Below are 15,414 nucleotides of genomic sequence, written 5' to 3'. Positions count from 1 at the left end.
TTTCGCGCACGGCCCCTGCGGTGCGCGGGCAAGCCGGCTACAGTGGCCCGCTATCCGTTCCCTGGAGCCCACCGCATGATCGACCTGCACTACTGGACCACCCCCAACGGCCACAAGATCACCATGTTCCTGGAGGAGGCCGGCCTGCCCTACCGGCTGCTGCCCGTGAACATCGGCCGTGGCGAGCAGTTCCGCCCCGAGTTCCTGCGCATCGCGCCGAACAACCGCATTCCCGCCATCGTGGACCACGATCCGGCAGGCGGCGGCGAGCCGGTCTCCGTCTTCGAATCCGGCGCCATCCTGCTCTACCTGGCCGACAAGACCGGGCAGTTCATTCCCCAGGACCTGCGCGGCCGCACCGAGGCGCTGCAGTGGCTGTTCTGGCAGATGGGCGGCCTGGGCCCGATGGCCGGGCAGAACCACCATTTCACGCAGTACGCGCCGGAGCCGGTGCCCTACGCCATCGACCGCTACGTGAAGGAAACCGGCCGCCTCTACGGCGTGCTGGACAAGCACCTGGCGGACGGGCGCGAATACATCGCCGGCAGCTATTCGATCGCCGACATGGCGAGCTATCCCTGGATCGTGCCGCACGAGCGGCAGCGCCAGGACCTGAAGGATTTCCCCCACCTGGCGCGGTGGTTCGCGCGCATCCAGGCCCGGCCCGCCACCGTGCGCGCCTACGAACTCGCGAAGACCATCAACACCGCGCCGACGGTGGACGAGGACGCGAAGAAGGTGCTGTTCGGGCAGGACGCCGGCACGGTGCGCCGCTGAGGCAGGGTTCGCCCCCGGCCCGCCCCGGGGCGATCAGACGCCCGGCGCCAGGGCCAGCAGGTGCTGCAGGCACGGGTTGCTGTTGGCGGTGCGCCAGACCAGGTCCTGCGCCAGTTCCACCGCGGGCGGCACGGGCCGGAACACCACGGCATCGGGCTGCACCTTGCGCATGGAGGCCGGCACCAGCGCCACGCCCACGCCCTCGGCCACCAGGCTGAGGATGGTCTGCTGCAGTTGCACTTCCATGGCGATGCGGGGCGTGAAGCCGGCGTGCCGGCACTGCGCCAGCACCGCCGCGTGCAGCGAGGGCGCCACCTCCGGCGGCGTGGCGATGAAGGGCTCGCCCGCCAGCTCCGCCACCAGCACGCTGCGCCGCGCCGCCAGGCGGTGGCCGCGCGGCAGCGCCAGGCACAGCGGCTCGCGCACCACCGTGCGGTGCGAAAGCCCGGGCGGCAGCGGCTGGGCGAAGACGATGGCCGCGTCGATGCGCCCCTCGGCCACCTGGGCCACCAGGTCGTTGGAGACCACTTCCCGCAGCGACAGCTCCACCTGCGGATGGCGCGCGGCGAAGCGCCGCGCGTAGCCCGGCACCACGCTGTAGGCCGCGCACATGGTGAAGCCGATCGCCAGCCGCCCGGCCTCGCCCGCGGCGGCGGCGCGCGCATTGAGCGCGGCGCGCTCGACGGAGGCCAGGATGTCGCGCCCGTCCGCCTGCAGCCGCTGCCCCGCGGCCGTGAGCGCCACGCCGTGGGCATCGCGCTCCAGCAGTTGCACGCCCAGCTCCTCCTCCAGTGCCGCGATCTGCCGGCTGAGCGGCGGCTGGGAGATGTGCAGGCGCGCGGCAGCCCGCCCGAAATGCAGCGTGTCCGCCACGGCCAGGAAGTAACGCAGGCGGCGAAGGTCCAGCATGATGCCCCAAAGGTATTGCCAAAGGCTTCCGATGATATTGGACGGTATGGCCGCTCCCGCCTACTCTGGCGGTCCGCCACCTTCCGGACGCCTGCACCGTGACCTCCGCCCTCTCCATCCTGCTGCCCCTGTTCGCCCTCATCGCCGCCGGCACCCTCGCGCGGCGCGCCCGGGTGTTCGATGCCTCGGCGTCCAGCACCATCAACCGGTTCGTGGTGTGGCTCGCCCTGCCCGCGGCCCTCTTCGGCATCATGGCCCACAGCACCTGGGCGCAGCTGTGGCAGCCGCGGTTCATCGCCGCCTTCGGCATCGCCACGCTGGCCGTGTTCGTCGCCGTGCTGGCGCTGCGGCTGCGCGGCGGACGCCCTCTGGCGGACGCGAGCGTGGATGCCGTGGCAGCGTCGTATTCCAACACCGCCTACGTCGGCCTGCCGCTGTGCCTGCTGGTGTTTGGCCACGCGAGCCAGATGGAGGCCACGGTGGCCACCATCCTCGTGGTCTGCGTGCTGTTCTCGCTGGCCGTGGTGCTGGTGGAAGTGGGCCTGGGCAGCGACGCGCCGGGCCTGCGCACCGTCCTGCAGGCCCTCGCGCGATCGCTGCGCAATCCCATCGTGCTCGCACCCCTGCTGGGCGCCGCCTTCGCGGCCACCGGCCTGCCCCTGCCCGGCGGCGTGGACACCTTCCTGCACATGCTCGGCCAGGCCGCCACGCCCTGCGCCCTGGTCGGCCTGGGCGCCTTCATGGCCGACCGGCCCGCGCAGCCGAGCGGCCAGGGCCGCCGCCGTTACTCTTCCCTGTCGCTCACGGCCGCCAAGCTGCTGGCCCTGCCGGCGCTCACCTGGTGGCTGGCGCAGTCCGTGTTCCAGCTGCCCGCGGCGCAGGTGCACATGGCCGTGCTGCTGGCCGCCCTGCCCACCGGCACGGGGCCGTTCATGCTGGCCGAGTTCTACGGCCGCGAGGCGGCCGTGACCTCCGCCACCACCCTGCTGACCACGGCCGGCTCGGTCGTCACGCTCAGCGGCCTGCTGGTGCTCTTCGCCTGACCGCCACCCACCGCCCGCGCCATGCCCGCCGTCGCGCAGGTGACGGCCGGCATCGCCGCATCCCGCCTAGAGTGCGCCGCATGACCGACACCGTCGCCCTCACCTGCTTCCGCCTGAACGTCACGGACCACGTCGCGCACCTGGTGCTCGACCGCCCGGACGCGCTCAACACCATGCACCCCACCTTCTGGCGCGAGCTGGATACGGCGCTCGCGCGGATCCACCGCTTGGGCGATGCGCGGGCGCTGGTCATCAGCAGTACCGGCAGGCACTTCTCGGCCGGCATGTCGCTGGACACCTTCGGCGGCGCCGTCGCCATGGACGACCAGAGCCCGGAAGGCCGTGCCGCCATCTTCGACCTGCTGACCGACATGCAATCCACCTTCACCCGCATCGAATCGCTGCGCATCCCGGTCATCGCGGCGATCCACGGCGGCTGCATCGGCGGCGCGGTGGACATGGTGACGGCCGCCTGCATCCGCTACGCCACCGAGGACGCCTTCTTCTGCATCCAGGAGATCAACATCGGCATGGTGGCCGACGTGGGCACGCTGCAGCGCCTGCCCAAGCTGATCCCGCTGGGCATCGTCAAGGAGCTGGCCTACACCGGCCGGCGCCTGCCCGCCGCCCGCGCCCTGGCCTGCGGGCTGGTCAACGAAGTGTTCGCCACGCAGGAGGCCATGCTGGAAGCAGCCCTGGCCTGCGCGCGCGAAATCGCCGCCAAGCCGCCGGTGGCCATCTGGGGCACCAAGCAGGCCGTGCACTATGCGCGCGACCATTCCGTGGACGACAGCCTGCGCCAGATGGGCTGGCTGCAGGGCACGGTGTGGAGCAACCGCCATGTGGGCGAGTCCGTGAGCGCGATGCGCGAGCGGCGCGCGGGCGACTTCCCCGACCTGGCGCCGCTGCAGCGCTTCAGCGAACTGGGCTGACCGGGGCTGGCGGGCCTGGAGTGCGCTCCAGGCGGCGGAGCCGAAAGACGCGCGAAATAACGGCCTGGCCGGACTATGATGCGGCAACCCTTTTCCGGACACCGGACACGCTTCGCGAGGACGCTCCATGGAAACGCATCCCCCGGCTCCCCCCACCTACGACGACGTCGCCGCCGCGGCGCGGCGCCTGGCTGGCATCGCGCACCGCACGCCCGTACTGCGCTCCAGCACCGCCGACGAGGCCCTGGGCGCCCAGCTCTTCTTCAAATGCGAGAACCTCCAGCGCATGGGGGCCTTCAAGTTCCGCGGCGCCTACAACGCCCTCGTGCAGCTGGACGCCGCCCAGCGCGAGCGCGGCGTGCTGGCCTTCTCCTCCGGCAACCATGCGCAGGCGATCGCGCTCTCGGCCCGCCTGCTCGACATGCCCGCGGTGATCGTCATGCCCGAGGACGCCCCCGCCTCCAAGATGGCCGCCACGCGCGAGTACGGCGCCCAGGTGGTCACCTACGACCGCTTCCGCGAAGACCGCGAGGCCATCAGCCGGCGCCTGGCCGAGGAGCGCGGCATGGTGCTCGTGCCGCCCTTCGACCATCCCCACGTCATCGCAGGCCAGGGCACGGCCGCGGTAGAGCTGCTGGAAGACGTGCCCGGGCTGGACTATCTCTTCGTCTGCCTGGGCGGCGGCGGCCTGCTGTCGGGCTGCCTGCTCGCGGCCGAACAGCTGGCGCCGGAGTGCAAGGTGGTCGGCGTGGAGCCGGAAGCCGGCAACGACGTGCAGCAGTCGCTGCGTGCCGGGCACATCGTGCGCATCGAGACGCCCCGCACCATCGCCGACGGCGCGCAGACGCAGGCGCCCGGCGAGATCACCTTCCCGATCATCCAGCGGCTGGTGCACGAGGTCGTCACCGTGGCCGACGCCCAACTCGCCCAGGCGCTCCGGTTCTTCGCCGAGCGCATGAAGATGGTGGTCGAGCCCACCGGGGCGCTCGCGCTGGCCGGCGCGCACCATGGCGGCATCGACCTGCGGGGCGCGCGCGTGGGCATCGTGGTCAGCGGCGGCAACGTCGATCTGCCGCGGTATGCGCGGTTTCTGGCAGACTGAAGGGTTTGTCCCCTTGTTCCCTTCCTTTCCCACGCCCATGAGCACCGAGAACCCTTCCGGCAACGTCCACGTCATCACGCACCCGCTGGTGCAGCACAAGCTGACCCTCATGCGCCGCAAGGACGCCAGCACCAACAGCTTCCGCCGGCTGCTGGGCGAGCTGAGCACCCTGATGGCCTACGAGATCACGCGCGACATGCCGCTGTCGGACATCGAGGTCGAGACCCCGCTCGAGACCATGACCGGCAAGGTCATCGACGGCAAGAAGCTGGTGCTCGTCTCCATCCTGCGCGCGGGCAACGGCTTCCTCGACGGCATGCTGACCGTGGTGCCGGGCGCCCGCGTCGGCCACATCGGCCTCTACCGCGATCCGCAGACGCTGCAGCCGGTGGAGTACTACTTCAAGATGCCCTCCGAGATGGAGGAGCGCGACATCATCGTGGTGGACCCGATGCTGGCCACCGGCAACTCCGCCGCGGCCGCCGTCGCCAAGCTCAAGGAACTGAAGCCGCGTTCGGTGAAGTTCATGTGCCTGCTGGCCGCGCCCGAAGGCGTCGCGACGCTGCAGAAGGCACACCCGGACGTGCCCATCTTCACCGCCGCGATCGACCGCGAGCTGAACGACCACGGCTACATCCTGCCGGGGCTGGGGGATGCGGGGGACCGGATTTTCGGCACCAAATGAGGGACAGGCGGCGGAGCCCGAGTGGCACGCATTCTGCTTGACTCCGCCATCCCTCGTTACGTCACTTCTCTTTCGATCCAAGGAACCCGCGATGAACTCCCGCCGCCTCTTCACCGGCCGCCTGCTCTGCACCTCCCTGGCCATTTCCGCGACGCTGGGCCTCGCGCCCGTGGCGGCCTTTGCCCAGGCCAGGCTCAAGGTGGCGGGCATCTACACGGTGCCCTATGAACAGCAGTGGGTGAGTCGCATCCACAAGGCGCTGAAGGCGGCCGAGGCGCGCGGCGAGATCGAGTACAAGAGCAGCGAGAACGTGGCCAATGCCGACTACGAGCGCGTGATGCGCGAGTACGCCAACGGCGGCAACCAGCTGATCTTCGGCGAGGTGTTCGGCGTGGAATCCGCGGCCCGCAAGGTGGCCAAGGACTTCCCCAAGACGGCCTTCGTGATGGGGTCCTCCGGCAAGCCCCAGGCGCCGAACTTCAGCGTGTTCGACAACTACATCCAGGAGCCCGCCTATCTCACCGGCATGATCGCGGGCGGCATGACGAAGACCAACAAGATCGGCATGGTCGGCGGCTTCCCGATCCCCGAGGTCAACCGCCTGATGCACGCCTTCATGGCCGGCGCGAAGGAGGTGAATCCGAAGGTGGAATTCACCATCACCTTCATCAACAGCTGGTTCGATCCCCCGAAGGCCAAGGAAGCCACCTTCGCCATGATCGACAAGGGCGCGGACGTGCTGTATGCCGAGCGCTTCGGCGTGAGCGACGCGGCCAAGGAAAAGGGCAAGCTGGCCATCGGCAACGTGATCGACACGCAGCCGCAGTACCCCGACACCGTGGTCGCCTCCGCCCTGTGGCACATGGAGCCCAGCGTGGACCGCGCCATCGGGCTGGTGAAGGCAGGCAAGTTCACGGCCGAGGACTACGGCCCGTATTCGATGATGCAGCACAAGGGATCGTCGCTCGCGCCCCTGGGCACGTTCGAGAAGAAGGTGCCGGCCGACGTGGTGGCCAAGGTCAAGGCGCGCGAGGCCGAGATCCTGGCTGGAAAATTCACCGTGAAGGTGGACGACAGCCAGCCCAAGTCCACGGCGAAGTAAGGCGGCACGCCCGCCCTCCCCCATGTCCGCACCGCCACCGGCCGCTGCGCCGGACACCGTGCTGCGCCTTTCCGGCATCACCAAGCGCTTCGGCAGCCTGGTGGCCAACGACGGCATCTCGCTCACGCTCGCGCGTGGCGAGGTGTTGGCGCTGCTGGGCGAGAACGGCGCGGGCAAGTCCACGCTGATGTCCATCCTGTTCGGGCACTACGTGGCGGACGCGGGCGACATCGAAGTGTTCGGACGCGCCCTGCCGCCGGGCCAGCCGCGCGCGGCGCTGGCGGCGGGCATCGGCATGGTGCACCAGCATTTCACGCTGGCCGACAACCTGAGCGTGCTGGACAACGTATTGCTGGGCAGCGAGCCGCTGTGGCAGCCGTTCTCGCGCCGCGGCGCCGCGCGCGCCCGGCTGCTGGAGGTGTCGCGGCGCTTCGGCCTGCCCGTGGTGCCAGACGCCCGCGTGGGCGATCTTTCCGTGGGCGAACGCCAGCGCGTCGAGATCCTCAAGGCGCTCTACCGCGGCGCGCGCATCCTGATCCTGGACGAGCCCACGGCCGTGCTCACGCCGCAGGAGAGCGAGGCACTCTTCGACACCCTCTCGCAGATGGTGGCCCAGGGGCTGTCGATCATCTTCATCAGCCACAAGCTCGGCGAGGTGCTGCGCGTGTCGCACCGCGTGGCCGTGCTGCGCCAGGGCCGGCTGGTGGCAGAGGCCCCCGCACAGGGCACCACGCAGGCGCAGCTCGCGCAGTGGATGGTGGGCCATGCCGTGGAGCGCGCCGAGCGCCGCCCCGCGCGCCGGGTCGGCGATGCCGTCTGCGTGCTGCAGGACGTGCACACCGCGGGCGGCCGCGACGCGCTGTACGGCGTGCATCTCGTGCTGCGCGCGGGCGAGATCACGGCCATCGCGGGCGTCTCGGGCAACGGACAGGTGGCGCTGGCCGACGTGCTCTGCGGCGTGCGCGTGCCCACGCAGGGCACTGCCGTGCTGCAGGGCATGCCGCTGCCTGCACGGCCCCAGCGCCTCGTCGCCCAGGGCGTGGCCCGCATCCCCGAAGACCGCCATGCCGTGGGCGTGGTGGGCGACCTGCCGGTGTGGGAGAACGCCATCTCCGAACGCCTGGGCAGCCGCTGGTTCTCCCACCCCTGGTTCACCGCGGGCTGGATCAAGCGCCGCGCCGCACGCCAGCATGCGCGCCGCGTGGCCGAGACCTTCGACGTGCGCGGTGGCGGCCCGGACGTGCCGGCGCGGTCGCTGTCAGGCGGCAACATGCAGAAGCTGATCCTCGGGCGGGCGCTGCTGTCGCCCGATCCGGCTGCCTCGCAGCCTCCACGGCTCATAGTCGCCCACCAGCCCACCTGGGGCCTGGACATCGGCGCCGTCACCTTCGTGCAACAGCAGCTCATCACCGCGCGCGACGCGGGCGCGGCCGTGCTGCTCATCTCCGACGACCTGGACGAGGTGCTGCAACTGGGCGACCGCGTGGCGGTGATGCATGGCGGGCACCTGACGGCAGCCCTGCCTGCGGAAACATGGACGCGCGAGGCCATCGGCCTCGCCATGGCCGGTGAAAGCCCCGGCCCGGGCCACGCACCGGACACCCCATGAGACTCGAAAAACGCCACCGCACTTCCGCCGCAGCCTACGTGGCCGCGCCCATCGGCGCCGTGGCCTTCACGCTGATCGTCTCCGCGCTGCTGGTGCTGTGGGCCGGCGCGCCCGTGGGCCGGACGTATGCGCTGCTGGCGCAGGGCGCATTCGGCTCCGTCTTCGCGCTCACCGAAACCCTCACGCGCGCCACGCCGCTGATCCTGACCGGCCTCGCCGCGGCCGTGGCCTTCCGCGCGCGCCTCTTCAACATCGGTGCCGAAGGGCAGCTTTACGCAGGCGCGATCGCTGCCGTGGCCGTGGGCGGCATGCATGGCGGCACGGGGCTGGAATGGTCGCCCTGGGTGCTGTTCCCGCTGATGATGCTGGCGGCGGCCCTGGCCGGCGCCGCGCTGCTGCTGGGACCGGCACTGATGAAGGCGCGCCTGGGCGTGGACGAGGTGGTGACCACGCTGCTGCTCAACTTCGTGATGCTGCTGCTGGTCTCCGCACTGCTCGACGGTCCCATGAAGGACCCGCTGGCGCTGGGCTGGCCGCAGAGCGTGGCGCTGCAGGGCGACCTGGAACTGTCGCGCCTGGTGCCGGGCTCGCGCCTGCATACCGGCCTGCTGTTCGCCGTGGGCCTCGCCGTGCTGCTCTGGGCACTGCTGGCGCGCACGGTGCCGGGCTTCGACATCCGCGCGGCCGGCGCGAATCCGCGGGCAGCGGCGTTCGCGGGCGTGCCGGTCACGCGCACCGTGGTGCTGGTGGCCCTGCTCTCGGGCGGCCTGGCGGGCCTGGCCGGCGCGATCGAGGTCGCGGGCCGCACCAGCTACGTGACGCTGGACATGTCGCCGGGCTACGGCTACAGCGGCATCGTGATCGCCATGCTGGCCGGCCTGCATCCGCTGGGCGTGGTGGCGGCAGGCATCTTCGTGGCCGGCGTGCTGGTAGGCGCGGACAGCATGAGTCGCGCCATCGGCGTGCCCACCTACATCGCCGATGTGATCGTCGCTGCCTCGCTGATCGCGGTGCTGGTGGCCGGCCTGCTGGCCCAGTACAGGGTCCGCTGGAGATGAGACGACATCCCCCTGAGCGACTCCGTCGCATCCCCCTTCTCTCGCGCTGCGCGCGGGAAGGGGGACGCCGCCAGCGCGGCGGGGCGGCCCTTGCGCGGCGGCCCTGGCTAAGGCCGTGCGGCCAGCCAGCGCACCTGCCTCTGTCGAATGGGGAGTGAGAGCGTGAATGAATGGTTCGACATCCTGGCCAATCCGGCCTTCTGGATCGCGACGCTGCGCGTGGCGACGCCGCTCATCCTGGGCACGCTGGGCGTGCTGCTGTGCGAGCGCGCGGGCGTGCTGAACCTGGGCATCGAGGGGATCATGGTGGCAGGAGCCTTTACCGGCTGGCTCACCGTGTACGCGGGGCACGGCCTGTGGACGGGCGTGGCGGTGGCGGCGCTCACGGGCGCGGTGTTCGGCCTGCTGCATGCCTGGCTCACCGTGGGGCTGGCGCTGTCGCAGCACGTCTCGGGCCTGGGCATCACGCTGCTGGCGACGGCCCTCAGCTACTACGGCTACCGCGTGGGCTTCCCGAAGGTGAACACGCCGCCCACCATCGCGCCGTTCGCGCCGATGGAATGGCTGGGCGTGCCGATTCTCTCGGCACAGACACCGCTCACGCTGCTGGCCCTGCTGCTGGCGCCGCTGCTCGCCTGGGCGCTCTACCGCACGCCGCTGGGCCTGGCGGTGCGCATGGTGGGCGAGAACCCGCAGGCGGCCGAGGGCCAGGGGATTTCCGTGGCGGCCACGCGCACGGGGGCCATCGTCGCGGGTTCCGCCCTGATGGGCGTGGCCGGCAGTTTCCTCACGCTGTCGGCGTTCAATGCGTTCTTTTTCAACATGGTCAACGGCCGCGGCTGGATCTGCGTGGCGCTGGTCGTGTTCGCCTCGTGGCGGCCCGGCAAGGCGCTGCTCGGCGCGCTGCTGTTCGCGTTCTTCGATGCGCTGCAGCTGCGCCTGCAGCAGGCCGGCGACGCCTGGCTGCCCTATCAGGTGTACCTGATGCTGCCCTACCTGCTGTCCATCCTGGCGCTGGTGCTGGTGGCCCGCAGGGCGGCGTACCCGCAGGCGCTGATGAAACCGTACCGCAAGGGCGAGCGATAGGGGCCACGGCGGCGGGAACGCGCGACGCACTACCATCGGCGCATGCCGAACCCTGCGACACACCCCGCCGTACCGAAGGGCACGACAGACGGCACCGTCTCCATCGACCCCGCCCTGCTGCGCTCACCCCGGCTGCGCCTGCGCCAGTGGACACCCGCGGACCGCGAGCCTTTTGCCGCGCTCCATGCCGACCCGTTGGTGATGGAGCATCTCCTCCCACTGCCGGACCGCGCGCACAGCGACGCCCTGGCCGATCGCATCGAATCGCTGATCGACGAGCAGGGCTGGGGTTTCTGGGCGGCAGAATCGCTGGAAGACGGTGGGGATGGCGGGGGCCGCTCCCGCTTCATGGGCTTCATCGGCCTGCATCGCCCCACGGCTGCGCTCCCCTTTGCGCCCTGCGTGGAGATCGGCTGGCGGCTGGCCCGTCCCTTCTGGGGCCGGGGCCTGGCTACGGAAGGCGCACGGCTCGCGCTGCGGATCGGCTTCGAGGCGCTCGGGCTGGATGAGATCGTTGCCTTCACGGCGCAGCGCAACCTCCGGTCGCAAGCGGTGATGCTTCGCCTGGGCATGCATGCATCGCCCGCGGAGGCCTTCGACCACCCGTCCGTGCCCGAGGGGGATGGGTTGCGCTCCCACGTGCTGTACCGGCTGCCGCGCACACGGTGGCTCGCTGCCACGCAAGGCGGCTGACCGAACCGCAGCCACCGGTTCAACCCGCCTGCACGGGCGTGCACAGTTCCACCAGCACGCCGTCGCCATCTTCCACATAGGCGATGGTCTGGCCCCAGGGCATGCGCTCCGGCGCGCGCACCTGCCGGGCACCGGCGGCCACGGCGCGCGCCAGGGCGGTGGGCACGTCGTCCGTCGTCAGGGCGATCTCGAAGCTGGGCGCGTCGGCGCTGGCGCGGCGCGGGTTCTTGCCCAGTTGCGCCATGAGCTGGTGGGACGAGAACGCCAGCGTGGTGGCGCCCGTCTCCATTTCGCCGTAATCGCCGCCCTCGTGCAGGAAGCGGCGTTGCAGGCCGAAGGCGGCTTCGTAGAAGGCGACGGACCGGGCGACGTCCTGGACGTAGAGGATGGTGTAGGCGAATTGCATGGGATCGAACTCCGGAAGACGAGGACAAGGCCGGGGATGGCGGCTCGGCATGCCGCGCCTGGAAGGAAGAGCTTACGCGCCTTCGGCACGACGCCTGTCCGTGCCCGTCGCCCGTGCTCGCGCTCTCGCGCAAGACCCTGCCCTGGCCCGCGTTCCACCCGCAGGGCCACAATGGGGCATGCGACGCGTCTCCCTTTCCGCCCTCCTGCTCGCCGCCGCCCTCGCGGCCGCGGCTGCCTGGACCGTGGGCCGCCGGCAGGCCGCTCCGGCAGTCCCGCCGGCTCCGCCCCTGGCCGCGGTCGAATCCCTGGGCGACCTCGTCTCCGTCCGGGTGCGCTACGCCAACGTGATCGAATTCCACCGCACGATGACGCAGGGCATCCCCTGGACCCGCTGGGAGCTGCCGATCGGCGAGACCCGGGTGCTGCTGGTGGCGCGCGGCGATTGCCTGGTGGGCACCGACCTGCGCGCCGCCCGGTACGAACAGGTGGACACCGCCGCGCGCACCGCCGTGCTGGCGCTGCCCGCGCCGCGCACCGTGTCGGCCCGCGTGAACCACGGCTCGCGCGACGAGGGCGGCTCGTATTTCTATGCGCTGCACGGCAGCGGCCTGGAGCCGCTCGTGCCTGGATCGGAGCACCGCACCCAGGCGATCGAAGCCGCACTGCGCATCGCCCAGCAGGATGTCGAACAGGCCTGCGCCACGCCCGAGACATCGCGGGAAGCACGCACGAACACCGAGGCCGTGCTGAAACCGCTGCTGTCGGCCTCGGGGTGGAACGTGGCGGTGCGCTGGCCGTAACTGCGAGCGCGCACGGGCGGCTGGCCCAGAATATGCAATCCGGCAGGCACCCGCCCTGCCCCATCCCCGATGACTTCCGCTCCACGAACCCTGGTGAATCCATGCTCGACCTGCTGATCCACAACGCCACCCTGCCCGACGGCCGCACCTCCATGTCGGTGGCGGTGCAGGACGGCCGCATCGCCGAGATCACCGAAGGGCTGCGCGCGCCCGCGCACGAGACGGTGGATGCCGGCGGCATGCTGCTGAGCCCGCCGTTCGTGGACGCGCATTTCCACCTCGATGCCGCGCTCTCCTACGGCCTGCCGCGCGTGAACGCCAGCGGCACGCTGCTCGAGGGCATCGCGCTCTGGGGCGAGCTCAAGCCGCTGCTCACCCAGGAGGCCATCGTGGAGCGCGCCCTGGCGTACTGCGACTGGGCCGTGGCGCGCGGGCTGCTGGCCATCCGCAGCCACGTGGACACCAGCGACCCGAGCCTGCTGCCCGTGGAGGCATTGCTGGAAGTGAAGCGCCGCGTGGCCCCCTACCTCGACCTGCAGCTGGTGGCCTTCCCGCAGGACGGCGTATTGCGCACACCCGGCGGCCTCGACAACCTGCGCCGCGCGCTGGACCTGGGCGTGGACGTGGTCGGCGGCATTCCCCACTTCGAGCGCACCATGGCGCAGGGCGCCGAGAGCGTGCGGCTGCTGTGCGAGCTTGCCGCCGAGCGCGGCCTGCGCGTGGACATGCACTGCGACGAGAGCGACGATCCGATGTCGCGCCACGTGGAAACCCTGGCGCACGAAACGCACCGCCTGGGCCTGCACGGCCGTGCGACCGGATCGCACCTCACGTCCATGCACAGCATGGACAACTACTACGTGAGCAAGCTGATCCCGCTGATGGCCGAGGCGCAGCTGGGTGTGGTGGCGAATCCGCTCATCAACATCACCCTGCAGGGCCGGCACGACACCTACCCCAGGCGCCGCGGCATGACCCGCGTGCCCGAACTGCTCGCGGCCGGGCTGACGGTGGCCTTCGGCCACGATTGCGTGATGGACCCGTGGTACGGCGGCGGCAGCGCCGACATGCTGGAGGCCGCGCACATGGGGCTGCACGTGGCGCAGATGACGGGCCAGGACGCGATGCGGCACTGCTTCGACGCCGTGACCGAAAACCCCGCCCGCCTGCTGGGCCTGGAGGGCTACGGGCTCGCCCCGGGCTGCCATGCGGATTTCGTGCTGCTGCACGCGCGCACGCCCGCGGAGGCCATCCGCCTGCGCGCCACGCGACTGGGCGTCTGGCGGCGCGGACGCCGGTTGGCGGGCAGCCCCGTGCCCACGGCCACGCTGACGCTGCCGGGCCGGCCTGCACAGGTGGACTTCCTGCACGGACGCTGACCGGGGGCGTCGGCACGGCGGACGGGCCTGAAGGCTATCCCCGCCAACCGGCCTGCCGCAGGCAGTCCGTGTAGTGCGCCAGCAGGGCCCCGTCCACGAACGGATGGCCGGCCCTCAGCGCCTCGGCCGGATAGGGGCCGAAGCGGCGGGCCTGCTCCAGCGTGCGGCGCCCGTCGGCCGCATGGCCGGCCGCAGTCTGGCAGGCCGCCAGCAGGTAGTGGTTCAGCAGCCAGTCCGGCCGCTGCGCGAGCGCCTGCAGGGCGAAGGCTTCGGCCCCGCGGTAATCACCCTCCACGAACCGGGCCAGGGCCCGCGTGCGCACCCACAGGCTCATCTGCGGATCCAGCGGGCTGGCTTCGCAGGCCTGCCGGGCACGGTCGTCCGCCTCGCGGGCGTGCCCACTGAAGGCCAGCAGGCGCCCGAGTTCGCCGGTGGCGGCGGCGAACTGCGGACAGAGGGACAGGGCCAGTTCCTGCTCCGACATCGCCTGCGCGAAATGGCCGGAGAACGACAGCGCGGTGCCGAGCGTGAAGTGGGCGAAGGCATCGGTATCGTCGCGGCCCACCGCGCGCAGGGCCAGGCGGCGGGCTTCGGAAGCGTCCACGCGCACGCATTCCGAGCGTCCCGCCCATACGCGGGCCATGTGCACGAAGGCCAGCAGGGCCAGGCTGGGTGCGTCGTCGGGGCGCACCTGCAGGGCCCGGCGGGCGTAGTGCTCGGCCTGCCGCAGGTGGTCGCGGCCGGAGCGCCAGAAATGCCAGCGCGCGCGCATGAGCAACGGCCAGTACCCCCCGTCCTGCGGCGGCGTGGCACTGTGCAGGCATTCCTCCCGGCGCAGGTGGACCGGCTCCACGGCGCTCGCGATGGCCGCGGAAATGCCGGACTGCGCCGCGGCCAGGTCATCGGCCGGGCGCTCGTAGCTCTCGGTCCAGATGGTCTCGTTGCGCGGCGCATCGATCAGGTCGGCCGTCACGCGCACCCGCCCCGCGTGGAAGCGGGCCTGGCCGGCCACGAGATAGCGCACGCCCAGTTCGCGGGCGATCACCGCGTTGGGCGGCAGCGGTTGGCCGTAGCGCTGCGTCGCGTTGCGGGCGATCACGCTGGTCCAGCGTGAGCGGGTCAGCCGCTGGATGACGTCCTCGGCCAGGCCGTCGGCGAAGTGGCGCTGGGCGGACTCGGGGCCCGCGCCGAAGGGCAGCACCGCGATCGAGCGGCCCATGGACGCATCGGGCAGCAACGCCTGAGGGGCCGGCAGGGCCTCCTGCCCCGGCTCCGGTGGACGTGCCACGCGCGCCACGAAACGGTAGCCCTGGCCGGGGATGGTGACGATGCGGTCCGCGCCCACGAGCTTGCGCAGGGCGGACACGTGGACCTGCAGGTTGTTCTCCTCCACGACCATGCCGGGCCACACCTGCCGGAACAGTTCGGACTTGGTCACGAGCATGCCGGCACGGTGGACCAGCGTGCACAGCACGTCGAAGGCGCGGGCGCCCAGGGCGACCGGGCACCCGTGCGAGAGCAATTGACGCTCCCGCACCTTCAGCACGAAATGGTCAAACGCGAATTCTGGGGCCATTGTTTCTTTCTCGAACAGGCTCTGCGGTTCCTCCCCCGCGGCCTGCACTCTACCCCCGACCCTCGCAGCGGACGACGTCGATGTAATCGGGTGCAATCGCAGCCCCCCGCATATCTCCGACCGCGACCACCCAGGCAGATATCTATAAATAAAAATTAACGATGCATAAAAACAAGAAATACATGGGATACGGCCTGTTCGGACGATTTTTCGCATTTCAGGGAATTAAGGATTCTTCAGAAGAATAAAGACGCA

General features: G+C 70.9%; 15 protein-coding genes. 12 read left to right on the top strand and 3 right to left on the bottom strand.

From position 1 onward, the window contains the following. Window positions 1–75 precede the first annotated feature (75 nt). Window positions 76–777, top strand: coding sequence for a glutathione S-transferase N-terminal domain-containing protein (locus tag ACGHC0_RS10940; RefSeq protein ID WP_368355232.1), 702 nt, complete (start codon window positions 76–78; stop codon window positions 775–777). Between the two features lie 33 nt (window positions 778–810). Here ACGHC0_RS10940 and ACGHC0_RS10935 read toward each other — a convergent pair whose 3' ends face one another. Then, the gene (locus ACGHC0_RS10935) at window positions 811–1,686 is read right to left on the bottom strand and encodes a LysR family transcriptional regulator (RefSeq protein ID WP_368355231.1); all 876 of its coding nucleotides are present in this window, start codon (window positions 1,684–1,686) and stop codon (window positions 811–813) included. A 98-nt stretch (window positions 1,687–1,784) separates the two neighbouring features. On the opposite strand from ACGHC0_RS10935, the gene ACGHC0_RS10930 reads away from it, so the two are divergent. The 9 genes from ACGHC0_RS10930 (at window position 1,785) to ACGHC0_RS10890 (ending at window position 10,996) form a co-directional block, all read left to right on the top strand. Beyond that, window positions 1,785–2,729: an AEC family transporter gene (locus tag ACGHC0_RS10930; protein ID WP_368355230.1), complete on the top strand. Its 945-nt coding sequence runs from the start codon at window positions 1,785–1,787 to the stop codon at window positions 2,727–2,729. 80 nt (window positions 2,730–2,809) lie between these two features. Next, window positions 2,810–3,661 (top strand): enoyl-CoA hydratase-related protein, encoded by an 852-nt coding sequence (locus ACGHC0_RS10925; protein ID WP_415268203.1) that lies wholly within the window; start codon window positions 2,810–2,812, stop codon window positions 3,659–3,661. A gap of 127 nt (window positions 3,662–3,788) precedes the next feature. After that, a complete protein-coding gene (locus tag ACGHC0_RS10920) occupies window positions 3,789–4,763 on the top strand; it encodes a threo-3-hydroxy-L-aspartate ammonia-lyase (RefSeq protein WP_208942391.1) in 975 nt (324 codons plus the stop codon). A gap of 37 nt (window positions 4,764–4,800) precedes the next feature. Continuing rightward, on the top strand, window positions 4,801–5,448 hold the full coding sequence (upp, locus tag ACGHC0_RS10915) for a uracil phosphoribosyltransferase (protein WP_013594476.1): 648 nt from the start codon (window positions 4,801–4,803) through the stop codon (window positions 5,446–5,448). A 91-nt stretch (window positions 5,449–5,539) separates the two neighbouring features. After that, window positions 5,540–6,550, top strand: coding sequence for a BMP family protein (locus ACGHC0_RS10910; protein WP_368355228.1), 1,011 nt, complete (start codon window positions 5,540–5,542; stop codon window positions 6,548–6,550). 22 nt (window positions 6,551–6,572) lie between these two features. Further along, a complete protein-coding gene (locus ACGHC0_RS10905; RefSeq protein WP_368355227.1) occupies window positions 6,573–8,159 on the top strand; it encodes an ABC transporter ATP-binding protein in 1,587 nt (528 codons plus the stop codon). Then, entirely contained in the window at window positions 8,156–9,217 is a 1,062-nt protein-coding gene (locus ACGHC0_RS10900; RefSeq protein WP_368355226.1) for an ABC transporter permease, read from the top strand. The genes ACGHC0_RS10905 and ACGHC0_RS10900 overlap by 4 nt, the downstream gene beginning before the upstream one ends. Window positions 9,218–9,379: 162 nt before the next feature. After that, entirely contained in the window at window positions 9,380–10,303 is a 924-nt protein-coding gene (locus ACGHC0_RS10895; RefSeq protein WP_415268202.1) for an ABC transporter permease, read from the top strand. A 42-nt stretch (window positions 10,304–10,345) separates the two neighbouring features. Next, window positions 10,346–10,996: a GNAT family N-acetyltransferase gene (locus ACGHC0_RS10890; protein WP_415268201.1), complete on the top strand. Its 651-nt coding sequence runs from the start codon at window positions 10,346–10,348 to the stop codon at window positions 10,994–10,996. Between the two features lie 19 nt (window positions 10,997–11,015). Here the strand turns inward: ACGHC0_RS10890 and ACGHC0_RS10885 are convergent, their stop codons facing one another. Continuing rightward, window positions 11,016–11,402 carry a VOC family protein gene (locus tag ACGHC0_RS10885; RefSeq protein WP_415268200.1) on the bottom strand — a complete coding sequence of 129 codons (387 nt, stop codon included), beginning with the start codon at window positions 11,400–11,402 and terminating at the stop codon, window positions 11,016–11,018. Window positions 11,403–11,580: 178 nt separating this feature from the next. Between ACGHC0_RS10885 and ACGHC0_RS10880 the strand changes: the two genes are divergently transcribed. Then, entirely contained in the window at window positions 11,581–12,204 is a 624-nt protein-coding gene (locus ACGHC0_RS10880) for a DUF4230 domain-containing protein (protein ID WP_415268199.1), read from the top strand. Window positions 12,205–12,305: 101 nt separating this feature from the next. Continuing rightward, entirely contained in the window at window positions 12,306–13,583 is a 1,278-nt protein-coding gene (locus ACGHC0_RS10875) for an amidohydrolase family protein (protein ID WP_415268198.1), read from the top strand. Window positions 13,584–13,617: 34 nt separating this feature from the next. Here ACGHC0_RS10875 and ACGHC0_RS10870 read toward each other — a convergent pair whose 3' ends face one another. After that, window positions 13,618–15,159, bottom strand: coding sequence for a winged helix-turn-helix domain-containing tetratricopeptide repeat protein (locus ACGHC0_RS10870; protein ID WP_415268197.1), 1,542 nt, complete (start codon window positions 15,157–15,159; stop codon window positions 13,618–13,620). Window positions 15,160–15,414 lie beyond the last annotated feature (255 nt).

Source organism: Acidovorax sacchari, assembly GCF_042847045.1.
Lineage (GTDB): Bacteria > Pseudomonadota > Gammaproteobacteria > Burkholderiales > Burkholderiaceae_C > Paracidovorax > Paracidovorax sacchari.
The sequence above is the reverse complement of the archived record's forward strand: the minus strand, read 5'-3'. Positions and strand labels throughout refer to the sequence as shown.